The following is a 22,756-nucleotide window of genomic DNA, read 5'->3' on the forward strand; positions in this document are numbered from 1 at the left end:
GGTTGATGGACTTGTTAGGCTCGCGCTGGCTCACAGCACACCCAACGCCTTCAGGCTCGCCATGCCCAGTTCAACACGTTTGCCAGCGTCAGATGCTTGATGAATATCCATGTTCATTGCAAAGGGGAACAAGTTATCCTCTTTCTCGACCCAGCCAACCCACCACCCGACTCCTGGCTCGGGGGCGTTTTCCCAGCCTGTCTTGCCGTAGAGTCTCCAACCCTCCCCCTGCTCTAGCAGCACAATTTCACGAACGGCTGATTGAACCTCTGCAGAGACGGGCAACTGGTTTCGAGCCAGGCGCGACAAGAAACTGGCTTGTTCGATGGCGCTGATCTGGAGGGGGCCATCCAGCCAGAACCTATCAACACGCGCACCAATGTCGTTGTTGCCGAAATTCAAGTTGGCGAGATTGTCGCGCATTGAATCGACGCCGATGCGTCGGGCCAGCTCCTGATACACAGGTACATTGGACATCGTGATGGCCTCTCTCAGCCCCATATCCATTTCCCATGCCTTGATGACTTGTGTCTGACCACCGTACGGCAACACCTCATCCACACTTTTGACCGCGCCAGCCGAAAGCCCGATAAGACTATTTGGAATCTTGAAAGTGGAGGCGGGGACAAATCGTGTTTTGGCTCTGGACCGGTTATAACCCGTGAGCTTGCCAGTACCGGCATCCAGCAGGACAAAGGTGCCCGTGGCCTCAGCGTCTCGAAACAAGCCTTCAATTTCAGCGCTTTCCTTCCAGCCTGAGGCACAGGCAGAAAGTCCAATAGAAAAGATCAGGGCGACAAGTAGTTTCTTCATGGTTATTGAGCCTAACGCAAAGCTGAGCGGCGGGCTTGGAGCGGAGCGGAAAGCCCGTCCGGCGCAGGCCCGACCAGGGCCGGAGCGAACTCGAGCGACTGGTTAAGGATCATAAACGCGACTCCTGCAACGCATCGAAAAGCGCTCTATTTGGCCTCGCGGCACTGTAGCCGCCCCTTTCACACCAAGATTCCGTCTCTAGCCAATTCGTATTCTCTCTGACAAGCTCCACCAACTTGTCATGTTCGATCAAGTACCAGGTATCATCCACCGGGAAGGCCAGGTAGAGTTCCTTACCCAAATATTTCTGGTACACGGAAACACGGCTCTTCAGTTGGACCTTCAGGGTTTCCTTTCCATCCTTGTGATAGGCAAGGAAATCCGCCCCCTGCCAGTCATCTGAAAGCTTTATGCAGTTGAAGCCGAAGTCCGCCAGCTCAGACGCCACTTTTTGAAAATTGTAGATCTCTTTCTGCTTGGCGGTCAGCTCAGAATAGTCAATTCGTCGAAGCTTCATGCTGATCCTTAACGCCCGGCTCACGCGCCGGTTTGGAGCTGCGCAGCGGCGGAAAACCGGTCGCTGTGCAGCCGATTGTTAAGTTCTCTTCGCAAGCAGCCAACCTATCAAACCTGCGTTTATTACCAAGTCGGCCACTCTTGAAATATCCCACACAGCGATCCTTGGATCATCTATGTTCAGGTTCTCAAGATTCCCTGAAAATGTGTGAAAGACAAAATACATCTCGTCATACTGATGGTGTTGGTTGAATATTTCACGGTAGCTTTGGATTTGATTCGCTGTTGTGGTGGACTTTACCTGGACGAACGCGCGCTTCTGCGTAACAGGAGAAAAGACGTCAAGATCGATATCCTTTTCTGTCTTTCCTAGCACTGATATCCGCTGCCAACCGGACTGGGAAAAAATCAAGTCAATGAGCAGTTCAAAGTCATTCCACCACAGCCCTTTGATAAGGTTTTCAATATTTACCTTCAAGGCTGCCAAAGCTTCTTTCGTTGACTGAATTTCAGGCTGAACTTCGCCGTTAATTTTTCTTAGCAGATATTCTGGAAGCTCGACCCCGCAAATAGTGCCACGATACCCCTGAACTTTCGTAATTCTGCCATCGATGTTCTCGATGGAAAGGGGGCTTCCTTCCTTATCGTAACAACTCCAGGAGCCTATGACGTTTCTGATTCTACTGGCATCTACGAGTTCGTGAACTTCTTTATGAGCATGGCACCAGTACAGCCTTCTCTGGTAAAACGTAATCCAGATATCCGATTCTGAAAGCTCATAAAAATCACGAATCTGATTCAAGTCGCGGCTCGCCGCGCCTTGATTTCCATTTCTAGCAGAAAGCCAAAAATTGCGAACAGTATCCCAGTCACCACTTAACGATGCCTGATGGTGTGGGCTTTCGTACCCGAGTCTAAGCGTCTGCTGTTCTTCGATGCAGTAGCGTTCCCACTTCCCGCCGTCGCCTAGTTTTATGTATCGAATCTTCACGGAACTCCCAAGAACTTAACAGCTGATTGTATGGCTGGCGCGATTATTGGGGATAACGCGCCGGCTAGATAAGTCCGGCGGCAGATCGTCGGGCTGCCGGCGTTTTTGCCTGTTTATCAGAAACATAGCGCAATTCTTCCATTTCGGGTGTGGGGATACCTCGACAGTCGCATTTTCCCTTTTCAATAACACTGTATGCCCATACAGTTTTCGTAGAAAGAGGGCGCGCGATGGGGCCGGGCGGAATCGGCAGCTGCGGCAGCCGGTTCATACTCGGAAGGTGATAGGTGTGCGACGCCTTCTGAGATGGCTGGTGACGGATTGCTCGGATGCTGAGCCAGGGTTTTTGGGGAGGCAGCTGCCCGCCGGGTTGGGGTGGGGTCTGGTGAGGCTGCTTGTGCGGAGCTGCTTGTCATGGGAATTCGCCCTTTCCCTTTGGCTTGTACCCACTCTAGCTCAATTTATCCGGTTTTTCCTGCGGCTACTCCGGCGGCTTGTCGAAGCGGCAGGGGGTGGCCTGGGCCGAGGCTCGGGTGCCGAAGTCAGCTTCGAAAGCCTTCAGGCTCGGCATCGCGGGCAGGTTCATGGGGTTGCGGAATGGCAGCTTGCTGTAGGGCGAGCTTTGCCACCCGACTATTTCCACCTCACTGCTCATGGTTCGCGCCCCCGACTTATCGGTCGCCAGGCGTGTGGACATTGTCTTGTCGCGTTGAAGCCGCTGTTCCCTACTCTTCTGCTTCATTGGCCCTGGGCATCCAGTAGCTCCTGCCCTCTTCTGACCTCGGCCCGATGCGGCCTTCGGCTTGCCGGATGAGGTCCTCGGCGTTGTGCCATTGGCCGGCTTTCATGACGTGGCGGACATTGCGGGTGTGAGTGATGTCTTCCAGGGGGTTGCCGTCCACGATGACCAGGTCGGCCCATTTGCCGGGTTCGATGCTGCCGAGCTGGTCGCCCATGCCGATGGCGCGGGCGCTGTTGAGGGTGGCGATGCGCAGGACGGCGTGCTCTGGGAGGCCGGCGCGAACCATGGCCTGCATTTCCCGGTGGATGTAGAAGGGTGAGGTGTATTCACCCCAGAAGGGATGGTCGGTGGACAGGGTGATGAGGTGCCCTCCCCCGGCGTCGTAAAAGGCCTTGAGGGTGTCTTTCTTGACCCAGTAGAGGATGTCGGCCAGCTCGGTGAAGTCATCGGCTTCACGGGGCTGGTGGTGTTCGCGGGCGTAGTCGGTGAGGAAGCGCTGCTCGTCGGCGAAATCCTCGAACACGGGGGAATCGGTCTGGCCGAAGGCACCGAAGGCGGCCAGGGTGGCGCTGAAATACACACCGTGGTCGATATAGAGATCGACGATGTCACGGAAGGCCTTGCTGTCAGTGTCCACATGCTTCCAGCTGAGATAGGCATGGCGGTCTTCCTTGAGGGTGTCGCCACCGAGGAAGTGCTCGACCCGGTCGATGCCCATGAGGATGGCGTCTTTGGGGTTGACGCTGTCGCCGACCCCGGAATTGAGGTGGCCAGTGACGGTGAGGCCCTGTTGATGGGCGGCGTCGATCAGGGCCGCCAGTTCATCGCGGGTGGGGTTCTTGGCCTTGAAGCCGGCGGTGCCCTGCTCGGCCAGCTGGTGGACTTCCTGGTGGATGGACCCGGCGCTGCGGTCGGCCTCCCAGCCGGGGCGGGCGCTGCCGAAGTACGGCCCGGAGTTGAGGATGCGCGGGCCGATGCGTTCCCCGCGGTTGATGGCCAGGCGCAGCGCGCGCATTTTCTCCGGCTGCTTTTCGCCACCGGGAAAGGTGGTGGTGACGCCATTGCCGAGAAACATCAGCGGGTAGGCTTCGGTTTCATCCACCCGCCCGGCCTGGAAGAGATCAACATGGTAGTGGGCGTGCAGGTCGATGAAGCCCGGGAGGATGGTCTGATCGTACTCAAGCCGGATGCGTTTGGCATTCTCGATGCGATCACTGCCCTGCCCCACGGCCAGAATGCGGCCACGCTGAATGAGTATCCCGGGGTTCTCGACGCGCAGCTCACTGCGGCCATCGAAGAGGTGGCCACCGGTAATGAGTGTTGTCCTGGCATTGATCGGGCCAGGGACCAGCAGCAACAGGGCAATGAGTGACGGCAGGACGTAATGGCGCATTCAGACCTCTAGGCGATGGTCGGGAAATGGGCCTTCATGCTGACGCAAATGGGGTGGATTGCCAACGGGGCTAGTGCTGGCGGCCAAGCTGGGCCTTGGCGGAATAGAAGCTGACCAGACAGATCACGCTGATCAACACGAAAGCCAGCAAGCGCTGGCCGGAAAGACCCACCGGACCGGAATCGCCAATGGCGCTGCCTGCCGCGAAAATCGGCAGCATGACGGAGAGGCAAAGGAAGAGAAGATTGCTGGCGCTTTCCAGTAGCGCCAGCAGCGGGCCGGCTGCCGGCCAGCGCCAGGCGAGCAGACCCAGGCCAAAGCAGAGGCCGTACCAAGCCATGCGGCCGGCGCTCTGATCCAGGAAGGCGGCACGAAACTCCACACCAAACAACACATCCAGTACCAGAAAGAGGGGCGTCGCCAGGAACCAGGCCTGGATCCATCGTGCAGACGCTGGATTGGTCACGAGTCACATCCCCTTCACCGCTTGGGCACATGGTTACTCTACCCGGCAGCTATCCGACCCGCCAGAAGAAACTGGTTCATGCCACTGTCGCTGTTTCGATGAACTCGATCTTGCGGTGGCGGTTGAGGCGATAGAAGCGGCGCAGTTCGCGGTTGAGGGCGCCGCCGGCGCGGCGGCGCATGCGCTGCAGCAGGCGCTGGCAGTAGCGCCCGGCGTAGCGGCTGGCCCGGGCGTAGCGCTGCCCTTCCTCGTGGCTCAGGTGGCCGTCGAAACGGGGGTGGTGGAACAACGCCCGGTGCAGGCGCTCGCCGGGAGTATGGCCCTGTTGTCGGGCTAGGAAGAGGTTGGCGAGGACGAACTTGTCCACCTCGGCCTGCAGTTCCATCTCCAGGCGGCTCACGGGGCGGTCGTAGCGGGCGTTGTGGCCCAGGTAGACGAAATGACTGACGCCTTCCAGGGCGAGCCAGAAGTCGGCCAGATTGCCGGCGTGCAGGGATTGCTCCGGCGGCGACCGATCCAGGCGGGCCAGCAGTTCGGCGTCGAGATACAGAGAGACGTTGAGTTCGCCGTCAATCTCGTACACCAGGAGCTTTTCCCGGGTGGGACGGTAGCGGCGGCCTTCCATCATCTGCACGAAACGACGGTCGGTGAGCAGGAACTGACTGACGTCCACGCCGATGTCGACCTCGTAGAGGCGTTCCAGCATGGCCTGCCAGGCGGACAGGCGCTCGCCACTCCCTTCGGCATGAGCGGAGGCCGCCATCAGTGGCTCCGGCGGCTGACGGCGTTGTCGTCGGGGGTGATGCCCATGGCTTCCAGCTTGCGCCGGGCGCGCGGGCTGCCGGTGCGCATCCAGGTCTCGTAGAGACGCAGGATGTTCTGCTCGGAATTGCCGTGGGCCATGCGCCCGACTTCGGCCAGCACGTCCATGAAGGCGGTGAATTTCTCGGCCAACTCCCGGAAGACTTCATTCACTTCCAGCTGCTCGAAGCTGCGTGGCGGGCTTGCGGCCAGGCTGTTGTAGGCCGCACCACCCATGCCGGCGTAATAGTCCACGTCCACCGCCTTGCGGCTGAGGCTTTCGGCAAAGTAGCCGGCAATGAACAGGGCCACATCGCCCAGGCGTTGCAGCTGCTGGCGCCGCAGTCCTTCGGAGGGAGATTCCATGGCATCACGATAGAGGAAGGCCAGCGGTTTGAGGTTGCGGCCTTCCTCGGTGATTTCATAGAGGCTGTCGCTGCGGGCGTACTGCAGGAGCACGCCGGCGAGATAGTTGCCGGTCTGCTGTTCGGCCTGGATGTCGTTGCGGCTCAGGGCTTCCCTCACGGAGCCCCGGAACCAGCTCTCCAGGTCGTTGACGGTGAGAAGATCGCTGTCCTGTTCGTGGCCGCTCATCGTGTACCTCCGCTGAACGCTGTGTTCTGACGGCGGGCAAGCATTGCCCGCGCATTCATTATTTCGGCTGTCCGCGCAGGATCTGCAAATGCCGGTTCGGGCGCTGCGGGCGGCTCTCTTCACACGCGGTGAAATGCGTGCTAATAATGGAAGTCTTGCTGTCTCGACGCCCCGATCGCGGGCGTTTTCCCTCCCCGCCTCGCTTATCCCTTAGATTTCAGAACCTTGGCCACCGATACCGGCTTGTTGCCGCCCGGCCTGTTAGCACTGGCCGGCAGAGGCTGACAAACGCCCGTCGGCCCGCCGCTACCGTCCACCGGATTGGACGGTCTTCCGGCAAACGGCACTGTTTCGGGCGACAAACGTGAAGTCAGGCCTCTGGATTCTGTATAATGAGCCCGTTTTCCCGGCGGGAGCCCCCGGTTCCCGCCGCCCCGTCAGTCCGATGCTCGCAGTGACCACCGCTTCCTGTCGGGAATGCCGGTGGCAGCGTCCTTTGCAGACAGGACCGTGACCATCAACAGGCCGTTCGTCGAAACCGCCTGCTGACGCTGTTTTTTTAGATGCCACATTCAGAGTTCAACCCCGGGAGGCCCCATGAGCGACACCTTCAATGCCCGTTCCACCCTCAAGGTGGGCGACAAGGAATACGAGATTTATCGCCTGGATTCGCTGAAGGACGTGACGGATCTGTCCCGTCTGCCCTACTCCATCAAGGTTCTCCTGGAAAACCAGCTGCGCCATGAAGATGGTGTGAGCGTGTCCGCCAAGGACATCGAGGCCGTGGCCAAGTGGGATCCCAAGGCCAAGCCCAGCGATGAGATTGCCTTTACCCCGGCCCGCGTGATTCTGCAGGACTTCACCGGTGTGCCGGCGGTGGTGGATCTGGCCGCCATGCGCGATGCGGTGAAGAACCTGGGTGGCGATGCCGCCAGCATCAACCCGCTTTCCCCTGCCGAGCTGGTGATCGACCACTCCGTGCAGGTGGACAATTACGGTACCGCCCAGTCGCTGGCCCAGAACAACGAAATCGAATTCGAGCGCAACAAGGAGCGCTACGCCTTCCTGCGCTGGGGCCAGAAGGCACTGGACAACTTCAAGGTCGTGCCGCCCAACACCGGCATCGTGCATCAGGTGAACATCGAGCACCTGGCTCGCGTGGTCTTCGGCAAGAAGAATGACGGCGTGCTGCAGGCCTACCCGGATACCCTGGTGGGTACCGATTCTCACACCACCATGGTCAACGGCCTGGGCGTGCTCGGCTGGGGCGTGGGCGGTATCGAGGCCGAGGCCGCCATGCTGGGCCAGCCGGTCACCATGCTGGTGCCGCAAGTCATCGGCTTCAAGCTGAAAGGCAAGCTGCCGGAAGGCGCCACGGCCACCGACCTGGTGCTGACCGTGACCGAGATGCTGCGCAAGAAGGGTGTGGTGGGCAAGTTCGTCGAATTCTTCGGCGACGGCCTTTCCAACATGCCCCTGGCCGACCGCGCCACCCTGGGCAACATGGCCCCGGAATTCGGTTCCACCGTGGGCATCTTCCCGGTGGACAAGGAAACCATCCGCTACCTGGAACTCACCGGCCGCCCCGAAGAGCAGATCGAGCTGGTGGAAGCCTATGCCCGCGAACAGGGCATGTGGCGTGAAGACGGTGATCCGGATCCGGAATACACGGATGTGCTGGAACTGGACATGGGTACGGTGGAGCCCTCCATCGCCGGCCCCAAGCGCCCGCAGGACCGGATCGCGGTGAAGGCCGCCAAGCAGGCTTTCCACAAGCATCTTGAACCGCTGCTGGAAGAGCGTGCGCAGAAGTCCAACGGTGAAGCAGCCTTTGAAGGCGAAGGCGGTTCCACCGGCGTCGGCAGCCCCGGCAGCCACAAGAATGGCGCCGGCGAGGTGGAAATGGACGGTGAGAAGTTCACGGTCAAGGACGGTGACGTACTGATTGCCGCCATCACTTCCTGCACCAACACCTCCAACCCGGCGGTGATGATCGGTGCCGGCCTGCTGGCCCGCAAGGCCCGCGAGCGCGGCGTCACGGTCAAGCCCTGGGTGAAGACCAGTCTGGCCCCCGGCTCCAAGGTGGTCACCGACTACCTCAAGAAGACCGACCTGCTCAAGGATCTGGAAGCGCTGAACTTCCACCTGGTGGGCTATGGCTGCACCACCTGCATCGGCAACTCCGGCCCCCTGCGCCCGGAGATTTCCAAGGCGGTGCACGACAATGACCTGGTGGCCACCTCGGTGCTGTCCGGCAACCGCAACTTCGAAGGCCGCATTCATCCCGACATCAAGATGAACTTCCTGGCCTCGCCGCCGCTGGTGGTGGCCTACGCCATTGCCGGCACCATGGATATTGACCTGATGAATGATCCGCTGGCCGAAGACAAGGACGGCAAGCCGGTCTACTTCAAGGATCTGTGGCCGGACAGCCAGGAGATTCAGGAGCTGGTCACCAGCACCATCGATTCCGGAATGTTCCACTCCAGCTATGCCGGTGTCTTCGCCGGTGACGATAACTGGAATAGTCTGGACGTGCCGGAAGGTGACCTCTTTGCCTGGTCCGATGACTCCACCTACGTGAAGAACCCGCCCTACTTCGACGGCATGGGCATGGAACCGGGCAAGGTTGAAGACATCAAGGGTGCCCGCTGCCTGGCACTGCTGGGTGATTCGGTCACCACTGACCACATCTCTCCGGCGGGTGCCATTCCGAAGAACAGCCCGGCGGGCCAGTACCTGATGGATAACGGGGTCGAGCCGACCCAATTCAACTCCTTTGGTTCCCGCCGCGGCAACCACGAGGTGATGATGCGTGGCACCTTCGGCAACATCCGCCTGCGCAACCTGCTGGCCCCCGGCACCGAGGGTGGCTGGACCCGCTATCAGCCGAATGATGAAGAGATGAGCATCTATGATGCCTCGATGAAGTACCAGCAGAACGATGTGCCGCTGGTGGTCATTGCCGGCAAGGAATACGGCACCGGTTCTTCCCGCGACTGGGCGGCCAAGGGCACCCGCCTGCTGGGCGTGAAGGCCGTCATCACCGAGAGCTACGAGCGTATTCACCGCTCAAACCTCATCGGCATGGGCGTGCTGCCGCTGCAGTTCCGGGACGGTGACAGCGCGGAAAGCCTGGGCCTGACCGGCAAGGAAACCTTCGAAATCACTGGCCTTGATAACGCCGAGGCCAGCGAAGTGAACGTGAAGGCCACGCCGGAAAGCGGTGACCCGATCAGCTTCAAGGCGGTGGTGCGCCTGGATACCCCCAAGGAGCGGGACTACTTCCGCCATGGCGGTATCCTGCATTACGTCCTGCGCCAGCTGATCAGCAAGCAGGAAACCGCCACGGCCTGAGCCTGGCGTTGACTGGCAAGACAAAAAGCCCCGCTTCGGCGGGGCTTTTTTGTTTGAAACACTGGAACCACCGAACACGCCGAAAACACCGAATTATCAAGTAATCAATCGCGGCGGACGCCGCTCCCACAACCGTTCTTCCATGCAATGGAATGCTTTTTTCGGTGTGTTCGGTGGTTCCAATGTTTTCAATGTTTCCCTATAGGGCCTGATAGAATCTCCACCATGCAATCAGCCATCCAGCAACTGGCCGAAGCCATACAGCGATCCCCGCGCGTGGTGGTACTGACCGGCTCCGGCATTTCCGCCGACAGTGGTGTGCCCACCTTCCGTGATCCCCAGGAAGGCCTGTGGGCGAAGTTCCAGCCACAGGATCTGGCCACGCCGGATGCCTTTCTGCATGATCCCGACTTCGTCTGGCAGTGGTATCAGTGGCGGCGCAAGCGCGTGCTGTCGGTGGAGCCGAATGCCGGCCACCGGGCGCTGGCCCGGCTGGCGGAAGTACACCCCTCACTGACTCTGGTCACACAGAACGTGGATGGCCTTCATCAACGGGCCGGGCATCGCGAGGTGATCGAGTTCCACGGCAACATTCATCGCAACCACTGCTTCGACAACGGCCATGAAGTACGGATCAAGGGGCACCCCGAGAAACCGCCGCGTTGCCCCCTGTGCGAAAGCCTGGCGCGGCCTTCTGTGGTGTGGTTTGGTGAGACCATCCCGGAACCGGCCCTGGAACGGGCCGTTGGCGCGGCCCGGCAGGCCGATCTGTTCATTGCCATCGGCACCTCGGCCACGGTCTATCCGGCGGCCGGGCTGGCCGATCTGGCACGCGGAAACGGTGCCACGATTGCCGAGATCAACCCGGAAGCCACGCAAATGGCCGCGTTGGACATCAGCATCCGAGCCCGCGCCGCCCAGGTGCTGCCGGCCCTGCTGGAGGAAGGTTGAACCCCGGGATTTCTGCCACGGGATCCGAGGCTCAATCCCTGGCCACCGGACGCGCGGGATCACGGATCCATTCGCTCCAGGAACCGGCGTACAGGGCAGAACCACCGAGGCCGGCATATTCCATGGCGAACAGATTATGGCAGGCGGTCACGCCCGAGCCGCACATGTGAACCACGGTGTTGACCGGCCAGTCACCGATCAATGTCTGGTAGAGGGTCTTGAGCTCGGCGGGTGTTCGCCAGCGGCCCTGTTCATCAAGATTGTGTGCAAAGGGATGATTGATGGCGCCCGGGATGTGTCCGGCAACCGGGTCGATCGCTTCCTTCTCACCCCGGAAGCGCTCACCGGAACGGGCATCCAGCAGCAATAGCGCCTGTTGCCCCAGGCCTCGCTGCAGTGATTCCGTGCTCAGCGAGGGCATGGCCTCACGCTGGCCGCGATAGGTGGTGGGCTCGGTACGGACAGGACCCGTCTCGACCACGCCGCCGGCGACACGCCAGGCCTCAAGGCCTCCATCCAGAACCCGGACATTCTGGTGGCCCAGCCATCGCAGCAACCACCAGCAGCGCACCGCAAAGATACCGCCATCGTTGTCATAGGCGACCAGGGGCTGAGCGGGATGAATGCCACTCCGGCCCAGGGCCATTTCCAGGTCCTCCGGGCGTGGCAGCGGGTGACGGCCGGTCTCGGCCGTGATCGTGCCGCTGAGGTCCTGCTCCAGATCCAGGTGAACCGCGCCCGGCAAATGGCCGCTGAGCCAGTCGCGCCGGCCCTGAAGGTGATCGGCCAGACTGGCCTGACAATCAATGAAGCGGATGTCTTCACCGTCACCGGAGTTTTGCTGAAGCGCTTCGACGCTGACCAGTGGGCTCACGCTCATTTTTGCTCCCTACCAGCCCAGCCAGCCCGGGATGCCACCCGCTGGCTGACTGAGTTCACGATCCAATGCCTGCCACTGTGGTTCGAGCCGGCTCATCAATGCGCGAAAGCCTGGGCCGTGATTCATGTGACGTGTATGGGCAAGCTCATGCAGGATCAGATAATCACGAACCGCCGGACGATGAAACAGGATGCGAAAATTGAGACTGATGGTGCCACGCTGCGAACAACTGCCCCATCGGCTGCGCTGATCCCGCACTTGCAAGCGGGCGTACGCCAGCCCGGTCACCTCGGAAAGCCGGGCAAGCTGCTCCGGCAGATGGTGCCGGGCCCGGTCCATGAGCCAGGGCTTGAGGATGCGCCGCGCCACTCCGGCTTCCGCCGGGCCGGGCAGGAAAAGCGCCGCATCCTGCTCGCGCAGGCGCTGACGCCCGGGCTCATAGTGCAGTTGCCAGGAACAACCCAGCGCTGGCAGTGACAGCGTCCGTGGTGCGGTGCATTCGAAGGCCTCGGGCACACGCTGGCGCAGACGGGCCCAGGCCTGCTCCATCCACTCACGCCGGCTGTCCAGAAACGCCCGTCCGGCCGCATCGCTGACGCCGCGGGGCAGTACCAGCTCCACCCCGCGCCACGGGCATAGCGCAATCTTCATGCGCCGGGCCCGGGGGCTGCGACGCCAGCGGACTTCGGGCAGGGGTTTGTGGCTGCGATCAGGAATCGGGCTCGTCCCCGGTGAAGCGCCGAGGCTCCGCTCCCTTGATCTCGCCGACCGTGGCCGATTCATGCACGTAGAGATCGACCTCCCGTTCCATGCGAACCTCCCCTTCCACCACGGCATCACGGCCGATCACGATACGCGGAATGCGGTCATGGCCACCCCGGCGAACCGGCCCCACCTGCAGGTCGCCGGCAAGATGGGCGGCGTTGATCAGGCGAACATCGCCCGTGGTGGTGAGCAGATCGCCTTCGATGCGCGCGGCATCCACGGTAATGGCGCCATTGATGTTGCTCACCGTGCCGGCAACCACTGTGCCGTTGCCGAAACCGATGGCACCGTTGACCGCGGTGACCTTGCCGCTCACCAGCACATCGCTGCCCACACGCACGCTTCCGTTCACCGTGGTCAGCGCACCCAGTTCGGCGTTGTCACCCACACGAATGCTGCCGTTGACGGTGTCCGCCGTACCGGCGCTGGCGCCGGATTCAATGCGGATACCACCATTGACGGTGGAGAGGTTGCCGTTGACCGTGGCGCCCTCGCGCAGGGTGATGGTTCCGTTCACCGACGACAGATTCCCGTCGTGGTGCTGACCGGCACCCACTTCATGGGATTGATTGACCGATCCACCACAACCCGCGAGAAGGCCAAGCAGAATCAGGCCGGCCATGATGGCCGTTCCCTGCATAATCCGAGACGTCCTGTTGTTCATGCGTCGCTCCCCCTGGAGTCATTCGGAACCCGACGGGCTCCACTCGGTCACAGTTTAGAATCCTTTGTCCGGATGCGATAGTCTCTCTGCCTGGGCTGAGCGCCGCCAGGCACGGTGGCCGCCCTCCCCTGTTTCTTCTGAACCCGCCAAGGAGTGATCCATGCGATATTGCAAGGCTTTGACGCTGGCCGCCGGTTTTGGCCTGGCGACGGCGCTGAGTGCCGCAAGCGCTTCAGCCGACGAGAACGAGGGCTGGGACGTCAACAACCCGCCGGGCCCTTCGGAAACCATCCGACTGGATGTCACCGAGGGAACCTGGATGAACCTGGACGTCAGCCCGGACGGTGAAACCATCGTCTTCGATCTGCTGGGCGACATCTACCGCATGTCGCATTCCGGTGGGGACGCCGAAGCCCTGACCTCCGGCATGGCCTGGAACATGCAGCCGCGCTTCAGCCCGGATGGGAAATGGATCGCCTTCACCAGCGACCGCAGCGGCGGTGACAATATCTGGATCATGCGCGCCGATGGCTCGGATGCACGCCAGATCACGGACGAGAGCTTCCGTCTGCTCAACAACCCCACCTGGACCCCGGACGGCGAATACATTGCCGCCCGCAAGCATTTCACCGGTACCCGCTCCCTCGGGGCCGGCGAGATCTGGCTCTACCATCGCTCCGGCACCAGCGCCGGCATGCAGATGATCGAGCGCCCCAATGACCAGCAGGATCTGAATGAACCGGCCTTCTCGCCCGATGGCCGCTACCTCTATTTCAGCCAGGACGCCACCGCCGGTGACCTGTTCCAGTACGATAAGGATCCGCATCCCGGTATTTACGACATCCGTCGCCTGGACCGTGAAACCGGTGAACTGAGCACCTACATCAGCGGCACCGGTGGGGCCATCCATCCGCGCCCTGCTCCGGATGGCGAATCCATTGCCTTCATTCGCCGCGTGGGCGCCAACACGGCCATTTTCGTCAAGGACATCCGTTCCGGCCGCGAACGCATGGTGGTGGATAACCTGGAACGGGACATGCAGGAAATCTGGGCCATCCATGGCGTCTACGCCAACATGGCCTGGACTCCGGACAGCGAGCGCCTGATCTACTGGGCCGGCGGCAAGATCCACGAAGTGGATGTGGCCAGCGGCGAGACGGATCAGATTGCCTTCCGGGTACAGGACGAGCGGGAGATCCGAACCGCCCAGCGCCCGCCCATCAACCCGGCCCCGGATGAGGTCGAGGCCCGCATGCTACGCTGGGTCACTGTCTCCCCCACGGGTGATCAGGTGGTGTATGAATCGCGCGGGCATCTCTACACCCGCAGCCTGCCGAACGGCGAGCCCAGCCGCCTGACTCGTCAGAACGACCATTTCGAGTTCTACCCGACCTTTTCCCGTGACGGCCGGCACATTGCCTATGTGAGCTGGAGCGATTCCGATCACGGTGCCGTGCGGGTGATTCGCGCCCGTGGAGGACGGGAAGGTCGCGTCATCACCGAGGAGCCGGGCCATTATGTGGAGCCCACATTCTCCCCCGATGGCGACACCGTGGTGTTCCGCAAGCTGTCCGGCAACATGCAGCGTTCGCCCTGGTGGGGCGAGACCACCGGCGTCTTCCGTGCCTCCGCCCGTGGCGGCGACATGGAAAAGATCACCGACGCCGGCCAGAACCCCCATTTCGGCAAGGACAACGACCGGGTCTTCCTGCTGCGCTACCAGGGCTATGACACCCGCAACCTGGTCAGCGTGAACCTGGACGGTGCCGAGGAACGCACCCACTTCACCACGACCTGGGCGACCAACTTCCGGGTGTCACCGGACCAGAAATGGGTGGCCTTCCAGGAGCGTTACAACGCCTACGTGGCGCCCTTTGCGGTGAGTGGTCGGACCATCCAGCTTGGGCCCAACACCCGCGCCCTGCCCCTGCAGCGGGTCTCCCGCGAGGCCGGGGACTATATCCACTGGTCGGATGAATCGACCCTGCACTGGTCCACCGGCCCCGAACTCTACACCGCGGGCATGGGCAAGGTCTTCGATTTCCTCAATGGAGACCGTGACCAGGCGGAGATGCCCGTGGCCGATGGCCGTCACATCGCTTACAGCACCCCGGCGGACATCCCCGAGGGTGCCGTGGCCCTGGTGGGCGGCCGCATCATCACCATGAACGAGAACCTGGACGTCATCGATGACGGCACCGTGGTCGTCGAGCGCAACCGCATCGTGGCGGTGGGTCCGCGGGATGAGGTGGCAATTCCCTCCGGTGCCCATGTGCGCGATGTCTCCGGCAAGACGGTCATGCCCGGCCTGATCGATGCCCACTGGCATGGTTCCCAGGGCAGCAATCAGATCATCCCGCAGGAGAACTGGGTCAACCACGCCAGCCTCACCTTTGGCGTGACCACCTACCACGACCCCTCCAATGACACCCACACGGTGTTCGCGGCGCACGAAATGGGCCGGGCAGGCAAGATCACCGCTCCGCGCATCTTCTCCACCGGGCGCATCCTGTACGGCGCCACCACCGATTTCACGGTGGAAGTGGACAGTCTGGACGATGCCCGCATGCACCTGGAACGTCTGCAGAAGGCCGGTGCCTTCAGCGTCAAGAGCTACAACCAGCCGCGACGTGACCAGCGCCAGCAGGTCATGGAGGCCGCCCGTGAGCTGGGCATGCATGTGCACCCGGAAGGTGGCGCCCTGTTCCAGCACAACATGAACATGATTCAGGACGGACACACCGGGATCGAGCATTCTCTCAGTCTGCCCCATACCTATGAGGACGTGCTGCAGTTCTGGGGGCAGACGGATGTGGCCTACACCCCCACCATGGGTGTCGGCTATGGCGGTTTCCGTGGTGAAAACTTCTGGTATCAGCACACCAATGTGTTCGAACATGAGCGCCTGCTTGGCTTCGTGCCCCGGGAAATCATCGATCCGGTGGCTCGTCGCCGCGCCAAGGTGGAAGCTGAGGAGTACGTGCATTTCGACATCGCCAACCACTCCCGTCAGCTCATGGACCGGGGTGTTCTGGTGAACATCGGTGCTCACGGTCAGCGGGAAGGCCTGGCGGCCCACTGGGAGATCTGGATGTTCGCCCAGGGTGGCATGTCACCCATGGAGGCCCTCAAGACCGCCACCGTCAATCCGGCCGCCTACCTGGGCATGGATGAGCATCTGGGCAGCCTGGAGGAAGGCAAGCTGGCTGACGTGATCGTCCTTGAGCGCAATCCCCTGGAGAACATCCGCAATACGGAGTTCGTGGATTACGTAATGGTCAACGGCCGTCTCTTCGATGCCCGCACCATGAACCAGATCGGCAATCACCCCCGCGAGCGCGGGCTGTTCTGGTGGGAACGCGACTGAGCTCCTTCCGGCAAAACGAAAAACGGCGGCCCTCGGGCCGCCGTTTTTATTTGATCTTACTGCGTGTTTCCTACCACCCCCTGCAGGCGCGCATTCATCCGCGCAATGGCCCAAATTCACCGCCCAACTAACTCAACAATTGGAGCAGACAAACCACGACCAGAATCAGGGTGCAGGCGATTCCAACACAGTAAAAGAGGAACCGCGGCCAGAACCAGCCGCCAATGTAGCTGGCCATATGCCCCAGCCGTGCCAGGGGGAACAGCACGGCGGCCCAGGCGGTGGCGGCGTTCTGCCAGTCCAGGGCAATCACCAGCAGCACAAGGGCCGCCCAGGCGGGAAAGTTTTCCTTCAGGTTCTCATGAGCTCGGATGGCACGCTCGCCCCACCGGGGCATTGGCGGCAGATCCTGTTGATCGCGATTGGAGGCCAGCCAGCCGGTGCCGTAGGTCTGTTGCTTGGCAACGGAGGCGGGGAACCAGGCCAGGGCGAACAGCAGGCTCGCCCCGACCAGGCCCCAGGCTTCCCACATCAGCGATCGTCTCCGCCGGACGGCGTCGAGCGGCTGCCAGAGGCCGCCCCGGAAGTGGACGAAGCAGTCTTTTTCTTCTTGCTCGCCTTTTTGCGGGACCGCGAAGTGCCACCGCCCGTTTTGACCGACCCACTGGGCCAGGCATCAAAGGGAAACGGCAGATCTTCCGAGTTGAAACTCAGGAAACGCAGCACCTGATAACCCCAGGTACTGAGGTTGTCACCGAATGCCCGCAATTGCGCGTTGGGCTGGCCCGCAAAAAGCTGCCACAGGAACAACACGAGAATCACCACACCGAAGACAAAGGTGGCAACCCAGGCAAAGAACAGGAAGATGATCATGTAGACCAGGCGCAACCAGGTGGCGCGTGACTTCACATGCTCCCTGATTTCATCAGGGTCGAACTCGTCAGCCTTCATGGAACCTCCCGGGTGGTTGTCTTTTGCCAAAAGACTAACACAGGCCCTAACATGAGCAAGTTTTTTCGACACTGTGAGCGCGCATGTTCAGCCTATTCAGACACTGGCGCGAGAACCGCCGCCTGGCCCGCCTGCCCGTCACCAGGGCCGAATGGGAGAACGCCGTGGCGGACTGGTCTGTGGCCCGGCGCTACCAGGGCGCGGATCGGGAGCGTTTGTGCAGGCTGGCCCTGCGTTTTCTTGTGCGAAAGCGTTTCGAGTCCGGCGGGCAGCTGGAACTGAGCAATCACATGCAGCTACGGGTCGCGACCATGGCCGCGGTGCCGATCCTCAACCTCGGGCTGGACTGGTACGACAACTTCTATTCCGTGATTCTCTACCCGGCCGAGTTCATCCCCGAGCATGAATACGAGGACGATTTCGGGGTGATACATCGTGATCGTCACCCACTCAGCGGTGAGGCCTGGCAACAGGGGCCTGTCATCCTGTCCTGGGAGGATGTTCTCAAGAGCGGCCGGGAACCGGGGTACAACGTGGTCATCCATGAAATGGCCCATAAGCTGGACATGCTTCACGATGGGCCCAACGGCTCCCCGCCCCTGCATCGCGGCATGGATCCGGAAGCCTGGCGTCGTGCCTTCACGGAGGCCTGGCAAGCGCTTGAAGCCCTGGACGAGGCCGGCGAGGAAGAATGGCCCATTGACCCCTATGCCCTGGAGAACCCGGGTGAATTCTTCTCGGTGGTCTGCGAGGTCTTCTTCGAGACACCGGCCCATCTCAAGCAGCTCTGGCCAGCGGTCTATGCGCAGCTCTGCGCCTTCTACCGCCAGGACCCACTGGCCGAGGCCCCCGCATCCCACGCCATTCATGGCGCCCTTGAGGCCTGATAGAATACCGGCCTTTCGTTTCCAGCCTTTCACCTGACAGCGAGCAACCATGACGGCACTCGAAACGTCGCCCCATCCGCTGATCGACATCGGCGCCAACCTGACCCACGACAGCTTCGACCATGACCGCGAACAGGTCATCCAGGACGCCGAGGCCGTCGGTGTGAGCCGGATGATCCTGACCGGCGCCAGCGTCAAGGGCAGCCGCCAGGCCCTGGCCCTCGCCGAGCAGTGGCCGCAACGCTTCTGGAGCACGGCCGGCGTGCACCCCCACATGGCCAGGCACTATGTGGACGAGACCAATGACATCCTGCGGGGCTTTCTGGCCTCGGAGAAATGCGTCGCCGTGGGCGAATGCGGCCTGGACTACTTCCGCAACTTCTCCGAACCGGACGATCAGCAGCGAGCCTTCCGGGCGCAGCTGGAGATCGCCTGCGACCTCAACTACCCGGTCTTTCTGCATCAACGCGACGCGCACGAGGATTTCCTGGCGATACTGGATGAGTATCTGCCCAGGCTGCCCCATGCCGTGGTGCATTGCTTTACCGGCAGTGGCGAGGAGCTGGATCACTACATCGAGCGGGATCTCTACGTCGGGATCACCGGCTGGATCTGCGATGAACGCCGCGGCACGCACCTGCGGGACATCGTCGATCGCATACCCGACGACCGCATCATGGTGGAAACGGACGCGCCCTATCTCCTGCCCCGGGACCTGAAACCAAAACCATCAACCCGGCGCAACGAACCCAAGTGGCTGCCCCATGTGCTATTCCGGGTGGCCGAATGCCGTGGCGTCTCCCACGAGACCCTGGCCCGCCAGACAACCGCCAACGCCGAACGCTTTTTTCGACTTGGTGAGGAAAATCAAATGCGCCGCGAAATGCACGCAAAATGAACGCTAAATAATGCAAAAGAAAACCAGCCACAGATGGACACAGATGCACACAGATAAAAGCAGACCGGGGCGAACACCCCAAACTACTGATACCGCTTCTCATGCCATGCTGGCTGGGAAGGCCTTTCTGCGAATGGCACGCTCATCTCGGATTGGCATCCAGCCAAAACATCTGTGTCCATCTGTGTTCATCTGTGGTTAATTAATATTTCGCGTTTATTTTGCGTCCATCTCGCGGCGCTTTTAACAGGTTTTAACCAGAGAGGTCTGTGTCATGGACAGCAAGGTGCTTAGGGAATTTGTGGATGGGAAGTGGGATGATGAAATCATTCCGGAGCTGGTGGAGTACATCCGGATTCCGGCCAAGTCACCCCATTTCGATCCCGACTGGGAGAAGCACGGCTACATCGATCAGGCCATTGAGCAGGCCGAAGCCTGGTGCCGCCGGCAGCCCGTCAAGGGCATGTCGGTGGAAGTGGTGAAGCTGGAAGGCCGGACGCCACTGCTGCTGGTGGAAATCGAGGGCCAGAAGCCGGGCACGGTGGTGCTCTATGGACACCTGGACAAGCAGCCGGAGTTCACCGGCTGGGAAGAGGATCTGGGGCCCTGGAAGCCGGTGATTCGTGACGGAAAGCTCTACGGCCGTGGTGGCGCTGACGATGGTTACGCGGTGTATGGCTCACTCACCGCCATTGCTGCCCTCCAGCAGCAGGGCATTCCCCACGCCCGCTGCGTGGTACTGATCGAGACCTGCGAGGAATCTGGCAGTTATGACCTGCCGCCCTATATCGATCATCTCAAGGATCGCATCGGCAGCCCCGACATGGTGGTCTGCCTGGATGCCGAATGTGGCAACTACGAGCAGCTCTGGACCACCACCTCCCTGCGGGGCAACCTGGTGGGCACCCTGCGCGTGGATGTGCTGACCGAAGGCGTTCACTCGGGCAGTGCCAGCGGCATCGTGCCCTCCAGTTTCCGCGTGCTGCGGGAAGTGATGGCCCGTATCGAGGATCCGGCCACCGGCGAGATCAAGGTGCCGGAAATGAATGTGGACATCCCCCGTGACCGACTGGAACAGGCGCAGCAGGCGGCCGATGTGCTGGGTGACAGCATCCGCCACAAGTATCCCCTGGCCGCGGAGGACATGACCACCGTTTCCGAGGACCCTCTGGAACTGCTGCTCAATAACAGCTGGCGCCCTACCCTTTCGGTCACCGGCGTTGACGGCATCCCGGCCTTTTCCGATGCCGGCAATGTGCTGCGTCCCTACACGGCACTGAAACTGAGTTTCCGCCTGCCCCCCACCTGTGATGCCAGAAAGGCCGGCGAAGCAGTCAAGAAGATCGTCGAGACTGACCCGCCCTATGGCGCGAAGGTCACGTTCAGCCTGGATTCACCCCAGGGTGGCTGGAACGCCCCCGAGTTCGCCGACTGGCTCACCGACGCCATGCAGAAGGCCTCGGAGAAATACTTCGGCAAGGATGCGGTCTGCATGGGCATGGGCGGCAGCATTCCCTTCATGGGCCTGCTGGCGGAGAAATTCCCCGAATCCCAGTTCCTGGTCACCGGCGTACTCGGCCCCAAGTCCAACGCCCACGGCCCCAACGAGTTTCTGCATATCGAAAAGGGCAAGAAGCTGACGGCCTGTGTGGCGGAAGTACTGGCAAGGCATGCCGAGGTTCGAAGTGCTGAGTGATTTAATGGAAAGTGCTGAGTTCTGAGTGCTGAGTGGGTGCCGGTCGGAGGGGCCGGGGTGGATCGGAGGGCCGGGGCTTTCGGTTGGCACCTCGTGAATCGTGAATCGGAAGGCGGCGTTAGAAGTTGCCGGGGCACTGGGAGTGTTGCGGCCTCGAAAGTGAGGGGTGAGGCGTGAGGTGTGAGGGGACGACCCGAAGCCTTCGGCTTCCGCGCTTCGCGCGAATCAGGCCGGCCATAGGCCGGCCGTCGGGCGCCGCAGGCGCCCCGCCTTTCACCTCACGCCTCACGCCTTACGCCTCACATTCGAGGCCGTTCAACAATGAGCGCCCCGGCAATTCTGAGGCCCCCTTCCGTTTCACGTTTCACTATTCACTCGAAATGCCGATTACGACTACGACTACGATTACGACAACGAGGGCACTGCCCGCTCAGCACTCAGAACTCAGAACTCAGCACTAATCACTCCGCATGCCCTGCCACCTTGCCCCACATCGCCTTCCAGCCATCCGGGATGCCGCCTTCCACGGGCTCGAGTTTGTCGATGAGATCATCAGCGACCAGGGTGCGGGCCGGGCGGCCCTTGGGGAACTCAACATTGCCGCTGACGAGAATGTAGCCCTCCACGCGAATACCGCCAACAAAATTGGCCAGGGCGCTGACCCGCTCATCCAGCGCGCCCAGAGGGTTGCGAAAGCCGAAGCGCTTGCCCCGGTCGAGCATCACCCATTCTTCCATGCGTTCGCTGCCGAACACCGCCCCGTTGAGGCGCTTGATATCCAGAACCACCAGGCCGCGGCGGGTCAGGATCACGCAATCCAGGTGCACATGGGCGTCCATGCCGTCCGGGATGACCACATCTTTTGCCTGCCCCCACGTCCGCCCCTTGAGCGCATGCTTGAGCGTGGCTCGCCGGCGGCGCAGGTACCAGACCAGGGCAGCCAGCAGAACCAGGGCGATGGGCAAAGCGATGACCAGCAACAGGGCGATTTCTTCCGATTCCATGCGGTGTCAGTCTCTCTGAGGATGAATCCTGGGGCGACGGCGATTGCGGATTGTATCAGCCATCAATAGCGCAAGGGCCAGCCAGATCAGGCCAAAGGTGACGCCGTGGGCGGTGGTAAAGGTCTCACCGAAGAGGAAGACGGCAAGGCACAGGGTCACGGTCGGTGCGATGTACTGGAAGAAGCCGATCACGGACAGGGGCAGGCGTCGTGCGGCGTTGGCAAACCAGATCAGGGGCAAGGTGGTGATCACCCCGGCTGCCAGCAGCAACAGATCCGTCCGCAGGTTCAGATTGAGAAAGACCAGTTGCCCGGCTTGCCAGGCCCACAGCCCGGCCAGGATGACGGCTGGCAACAGAAGCGCCGTCTCCACCAGCAGACCACTGGCGGCGCGCACGGCCACGCGTTTACGAACCAGGCCATAGAAACCGAAGCTGAATGCCAGGGCCAGGCCGGCCCAGGGGACGATCCCCTGGGCAAGCACCAGTGTCAGGGTGCCGGTGGCCGCCAGACCCACGGCGACCCACTGAACCGGACGCAGTCGCTCACCCAGAAAGATGAGCCCCAGAAGAATGTTGACCAGCGGGTTGATGTAATAGCCCAGGCTGGCCTCAAGGACCCGATCCGCATGCACCGTCCAGATGAACACGCCCCAATTGAAGCCGATGATGGCGCCGCTGAGCAGCAACCAGGGCAACACGTCACGCCGCCACAGCCCGCTCAGACCGCGCCCGAGCCCGCCCCACCAGGCCATGAGCAGGATCAGGAAGAGCACGGACCAGACGATTCGGTGCCCCAGCACCTCCAGCGCACTCACGTGCTGAACCGCCTTGAAATACAGGGGCGTCAGGCCATAGAAGCAGAAAGTCGCGGTGGCGTAGATGACCCCGCTGCGCTCTTGCTGGTCTCGAAACATGGAAACGGTTTCCCCGGGCTGGGACGGTCGTCGGGCCGGGGATACTAACGCCTGGCGGCGGTTTCGGCCAGTCGCGGGACCGGCCCGTCTTGCCCGCGAACTCAA

The 22,756-nt window shown here is 61.5% G+C and carries 21 protein-coding genes; 6 read left to right on the forward strand and 15 right to left on the reverse strand.

Going from position 1 to position 22,756, the window contains the following annotated elements:
* Window positions 1–30 precede the first annotated feature (30 nt).
* The 8 genes from blaOXA to RBH19_RS12345 form a co-directional block, all read right to left on the reverse strand.
* A complete protein-coding gene (gene blaOXA / locus RBH19_RS12310; protein WP_306729154.1) occupies window positions 31–813 on the reverse strand; it encodes a class D beta-lactamase in 783 nt (260 codons plus the stop codon).
* Between the two features lie 109 nt (window positions 814–922).
* A complete protein-coding gene (locus RBH19_RS12315) occupies window positions 923–1,330 on the reverse strand; it encodes a hypothetical protein (RefSeq protein WP_306729155.1) in 408 nt (135 codons plus the stop codon).
* A 78-nt stretch (window positions 1,331–1,408) separates the two neighbouring features.
* Window positions 1,409–2,320, reverse strand: coding sequence for a restriction endonuclease (locus RBH19_RS12320; RefSeq protein WP_306729156.1), 912 nt, complete (start codon window positions 2,318–2,320; stop codon window positions 1,409–1,411).
* A 481-nt stretch (window positions 2,321–2,801) separates the two neighbouring features.
* A complete protein-coding gene (locus RBH19_RS12325) occupies window positions 2,802–2,975 on the reverse strand; it encodes a hypothetical protein (RefSeq protein ID WP_306729157.1) in 174 nt (57 codons plus the stop codon).
* A 70-nt stretch (window positions 2,976–3,045) separates the two neighbouring features.
* A complete protein-coding gene (locus tag RBH19_RS12330) occupies window positions 3,046–4,455 on the reverse strand; it encodes an amidohydrolase family protein (protein ID WP_306729158.1) in 1,410 nt (469 codons plus the stop codon).
* Between the two features lie 70 nt (window positions 4,456–4,525).
* Window positions 4,526–4,921: a hypothetical protein gene (locus RBH19_RS12335; protein ID WP_306729159.1), complete on the reverse strand. Its 396-nt coding sequence runs from the start codon at window positions 4,919–4,921 to the stop codon at window positions 4,526–4,528.
* A gap of 76 nt (window positions 4,922–4,997) precedes the next feature.
* Window positions 4,998–5,684 (reverse strand): hypothetical protein, encoded by a 687-nt coding sequence (locus RBH19_RS12340; protein ID WP_306729160.1) that lies wholly within the window; start codon window positions 5,682–5,684, stop codon window positions 4,998–5,000.
* Complete coding sequence (locus RBH19_RS12345; RefSeq protein WP_306729161.1) at window positions 5,684–6,316, reverse strand: hypothetical protein; 633 nt, start codon at window positions 6,314–6,316, stop codon at window positions 5,684–5,686. Before RBH19_RS12345 ends, RBH19_RS12340 begins: the two co-directional genes overlap by 1 nt.
* Window positions 6,317–6,913: 597 nt before the next feature.
* Here RBH19_RS12345 and acnA point away from each other — a divergent pair.
* The gene (acnA, locus tag RBH19_RS12350; protein WP_306729162.1) at window positions 6,914–9,673 is read left to right on the forward strand and encodes an aconitate hydratase AcnA; all 2,760 of its coding nucleotides are present in this window, start codon (window positions 6,914–6,916) and stop codon (window positions 9,671–9,673) included.
* 225 nt (window positions 9,674–9,898) lie between these two features.
* Window positions 9,899–10,624 carry an SIR2 family NAD-dependent protein deacylase gene (locus RBH19_RS12355; RefSeq protein WP_306729163.1) on the forward strand — a complete coding sequence of 242 codons (726 nt, stop codon included), beginning with the start codon at window positions 9,899–9,901 and terminating at the stop codon, window positions 10,622–10,624.
* A 31-nt stretch (window positions 10,625–10,655) separates the two neighbouring features.
* Here the strand turns inward: RBH19_RS12355 and RBH19_RS12360 are convergent, their stop codons facing one another.
* Genes RBH19_RS12360 through RBH19_RS12370 form a run of 3 tightly spaced genes read right to left on the reverse strand, consistent with a single transcriptional unit; the run spans window position 10,656 to window position 12,933 of the window.
* Window positions 10,656–11,504, reverse strand: coding sequence for a sulfurtransferase (locus RBH19_RS12360; RefSeq protein WP_306729164.1), 849 nt, complete (start codon window positions 11,502–11,504; stop codon window positions 10,656–10,658).
* Window positions 11,505–11,513: 9 nt separating this feature from the next.
* Window positions 11,514–12,155 (reverse strand): M48 family metallopeptidase, encoded by a 642-nt coding sequence (locus RBH19_RS12365; protein ID WP_306729165.1) that lies wholly within the window; start codon window positions 12,153–12,155, stop codon window positions 11,514–11,516.
* Window positions 12,156–12,213: 58 nt separating this feature from the next.
* Window positions 12,214–12,933, reverse strand: a complete 720-nt coding sequence (locus tag RBH19_RS12370) for a DUF4097 family beta strand repeat-containing protein (protein ID WP_306729166.1) — start codon at window positions 12,931–12,933, stop codon at window positions 12,214–12,216.
* Between the two features lie 160 nt (window positions 12,934–13,093).
* Between RBH19_RS12370 and RBH19_RS12375 the strand changes: the two genes are divergently transcribed.
* The gene (locus tag RBH19_RS12375; protein WP_306729167.1) at window positions 13,094–16,300 is read left to right on the forward strand and encodes an amidohydrolase family protein; all 3,207 of its coding nucleotides are present in this window, start codon (window positions 13,094–13,096) and stop codon (window positions 16,298–16,300) included.
* A 127-nt stretch (window positions 16,301–16,427) separates the two neighbouring features.
* Here the strand turns inward: RBH19_RS12375 and RBH19_RS12380 are convergent, their stop codons facing one another.
* A complete protein-coding gene (locus tag RBH19_RS12380) occupies window positions 16,428–16,832 on the reverse strand; it encodes an MAPEG family protein (RefSeq protein WP_306729168.1) in 405 nt (134 codons plus the stop codon).
* Window positions 16,832–17,251 carry a DUF4389 domain-containing protein gene (locus RBH19_RS12385; RefSeq protein WP_306729169.1) on the reverse strand — a complete coding sequence of 140 codons (420 nt, stop codon included), beginning with the start codon at window positions 17,249–17,251 and terminating at the stop codon, window positions 16,832–16,834. The genes RBH19_RS12380 and RBH19_RS12385 overlap by 1 nt, the downstream gene beginning before the upstream one ends.
* 83 nt (window positions 17,252–17,334) lie before the next feature.
* Between RBH19_RS12385 and RBH19_RS12390 the strand changes: the two genes are divergently transcribed.
* The 3 genes from RBH19_RS12390 to RBH19_RS12400 all read left to right on the forward strand — a co-directional run bounded on the left by RBH19_RS12390 (window position 17,335) and on the right by RBH19_RS12400 (window position 20,732).
* Window positions 17,335–18,138 carry a M90 family metallopeptidase gene (locus RBH19_RS12390; RefSeq protein ID WP_306729170.1) on the forward strand — a complete coding sequence of 268 codons (804 nt, stop codon included), beginning with the start codon at window positions 17,335–17,337 and terminating at the stop codon, window positions 18,136–18,138.
* Between the two features lie 49 nt (window positions 18,139–18,187).
* Window positions 18,188–19,036, forward strand: coding sequence for a TatD family hydrolase (locus tag RBH19_RS12395; RefSeq protein ID WP_306729171.1), 849 nt, complete (start codon window positions 18,188–18,190; stop codon window positions 19,034–19,036).
* A 274-nt stretch (window positions 19,037–19,310) separates the two neighbouring features.
* On the forward strand, window positions 19,311–20,732 hold the full coding sequence (locus RBH19_RS12400; RefSeq protein WP_306729172.1) for a M20 family metallopeptidase: 1,422 nt from the start codon (window positions 19,311–19,313) through the stop codon (window positions 20,730–20,732).
* Window positions 20,733–21,193: 461 nt separating this feature from the next.
* Here the strand turns inward: RBH19_RS12400 and RBH19_RS12405 are convergent, their stop codons facing one another.
* A complete protein-coding gene (locus RBH19_RS12405) occupies window positions 21,194–21,736 on the reverse strand; it encodes a nuclease-related domain-containing protein (RefSeq protein WP_306729173.1) in 543 nt (180 codons plus the stop codon).
* 6 nt (window positions 21,737–21,742) lie between these two features.
* Window positions 21,743–22,651 (reverse strand): EamA family transporter RarD, encoded by a 909-nt coding sequence (rarD, locus tag RBH19_RS12410; RefSeq protein WP_306729174.1) that lies wholly within the window; start codon window positions 22,649–22,651, stop codon window positions 21,743–21,745.
* Between the last annotated feature and the right edge of the window lie 105 nt (window positions 22,652–22,756).

The organism is Natronospira bacteriovora, assembly GCF_030848495.1.
Classification (GTDB): domain Bacteria; phylum Pseudomonadota; class Gammaproteobacteria; order Natronospirales; family Natronospiraceae; genus Natronospira; species Natronospira bacteriovora.

What these genes read in the sequence shown, in the direction of transcription:
- blaOXA (WP_306729154.1), bottom strand. Translation starts at nt 813, where the DNA reads ATGAAGAAACTACTTGTCGCCCTGATCTTTTCTATTGGACTTTCTGCC.
- RBH19_RS12315 (WP_306729155.1), bottom strand. Translation starts at nt 1,330, where the DNA reads ATGAAGCTTCGACGAATTGACTATTCTGAGCTGACCGCCAAGCAGAAA.
- RBH19_RS12325 (WP_306729157.1), bottom strand. Translation starts at nt 2,975, where the DNA reads ATGAGCAGTGAGGTGGAAATAGTCGGGTGGCAAAGCTCGCCCTACAGC.
- RBH19_RS12330 (WP_306729158.1), bottom strand. Translation starts at nt 4,455, where the DNA reads ATGCGCCATTACGTCCTGCCGTCACTCATTGCCCTGTTGCTGCTGGTC.
- RBH19_RS12340 (WP_306729160.1), bottom strand. Translation starts at nt 5,684, where the DNA reads ATGGCGGCCTCCGCTCATGCCGAAGGGAGTGGCGAGCGCCTGTCCGCC.
- RBH19_RS12345 (WP_306729161.1), bottom strand. Translation starts at nt 6,316, where the DNA reads ATGAGCGGCCACGAACAGGACAGCGATCTTCTCACCGTCAACGACCTG.
- acnA (WP_306729162.1), top strand. Translation starts at nt 6,914, where the DNA reads ATGAGCGACACCTTCAATGCCCGTTCCACCCTCAAGGTGGGCGACAAG.
- RBH19_RS12355 (WP_306729163.1), top strand. Translation starts at nt 9,899, where the DNA reads ATGCAATCAGCCATCCAGCAACTGGCCGAAGCCATACAGCGATCCCCG.
- RBH19_RS12360 (WP_306729164.1), bottom strand. Translation starts at nt 11,504, where the DNA reads ATGAGCGTGAGCCCACTGGTCAGCGTCGAAGCGCTTCAGCAAAACTCC.
- RBH19_RS12365 (WP_306729165.1), bottom strand. Translation starts at nt 12,155, where the DNA reads ATGAAGATTGCGCTATGCCCGTGGCGCGGGGTGGAGCTGGTACTGCCC.
- RBH19_RS12370 (WP_306729166.1), bottom strand. Translation starts at nt 12,933, where the DNA reads ATGAACAACAGGACGTCTCGGATTATGCAGGGAACGGCCATCATGGCC.
- RBH19_RS12375 (WP_306729167.1), top strand. Translation starts at nt 13,094, where the DNA reads ATGCGATATTGCAAGGCTTTGACGCTGGCCGCCGGTTTTGGCCTGGCG.
- RBH19_RS12380 (WP_306729168.1), bottom strand. Translation starts at nt 16,832, where the DNA reads ATGTGGGAAGCCTGGGGCCTGGTCGGGGCGAGCCTGCTGTTCGCCCTG.
- RBH19_RS12385 (WP_306729169.1), bottom strand. Translation starts at nt 17,251, where the DNA reads ATGAAGGCTGACGAGTTCGACCCTGATGAAATCAGGGAGCATGTGAAG.
- RBH19_RS12390 (WP_306729170.1), top strand. Translation starts at nt 17,335, where the DNA reads ATGTTCAGCCTATTCAGACACTGGCGCGAGAACCGCCGCCTGGCCCGC.
- RBH19_RS12395 (WP_306729171.1), top strand. Translation starts at nt 18,188, where the DNA reads ATGACGGCACTCGAAACGTCGCCCCATCCGCTGATCGACATCGGCGCC.
- RBH19_RS12400 (WP_306729172.1), top strand. Translation starts at nt 19,311, where the DNA reads ATGGACAGCAAGGTGCTTAGGGAATTTGTGGATGGGAAGTGGGATGAT.
- RBH19_RS12405 (WP_306729173.1), bottom strand. Translation starts at nt 21,736, where the DNA reads ATGGAATCGGAAGAAATCGCCCTGTTGCTGGTCATCGCTTTGCCCATC.
- rarD (WP_306729174.1), bottom strand. Translation starts at nt 22,651, where the DNA reads ATGTTTCGAGACCAGCAAGAGCGCAGCGGGGTCATCTACGCCACCGCG.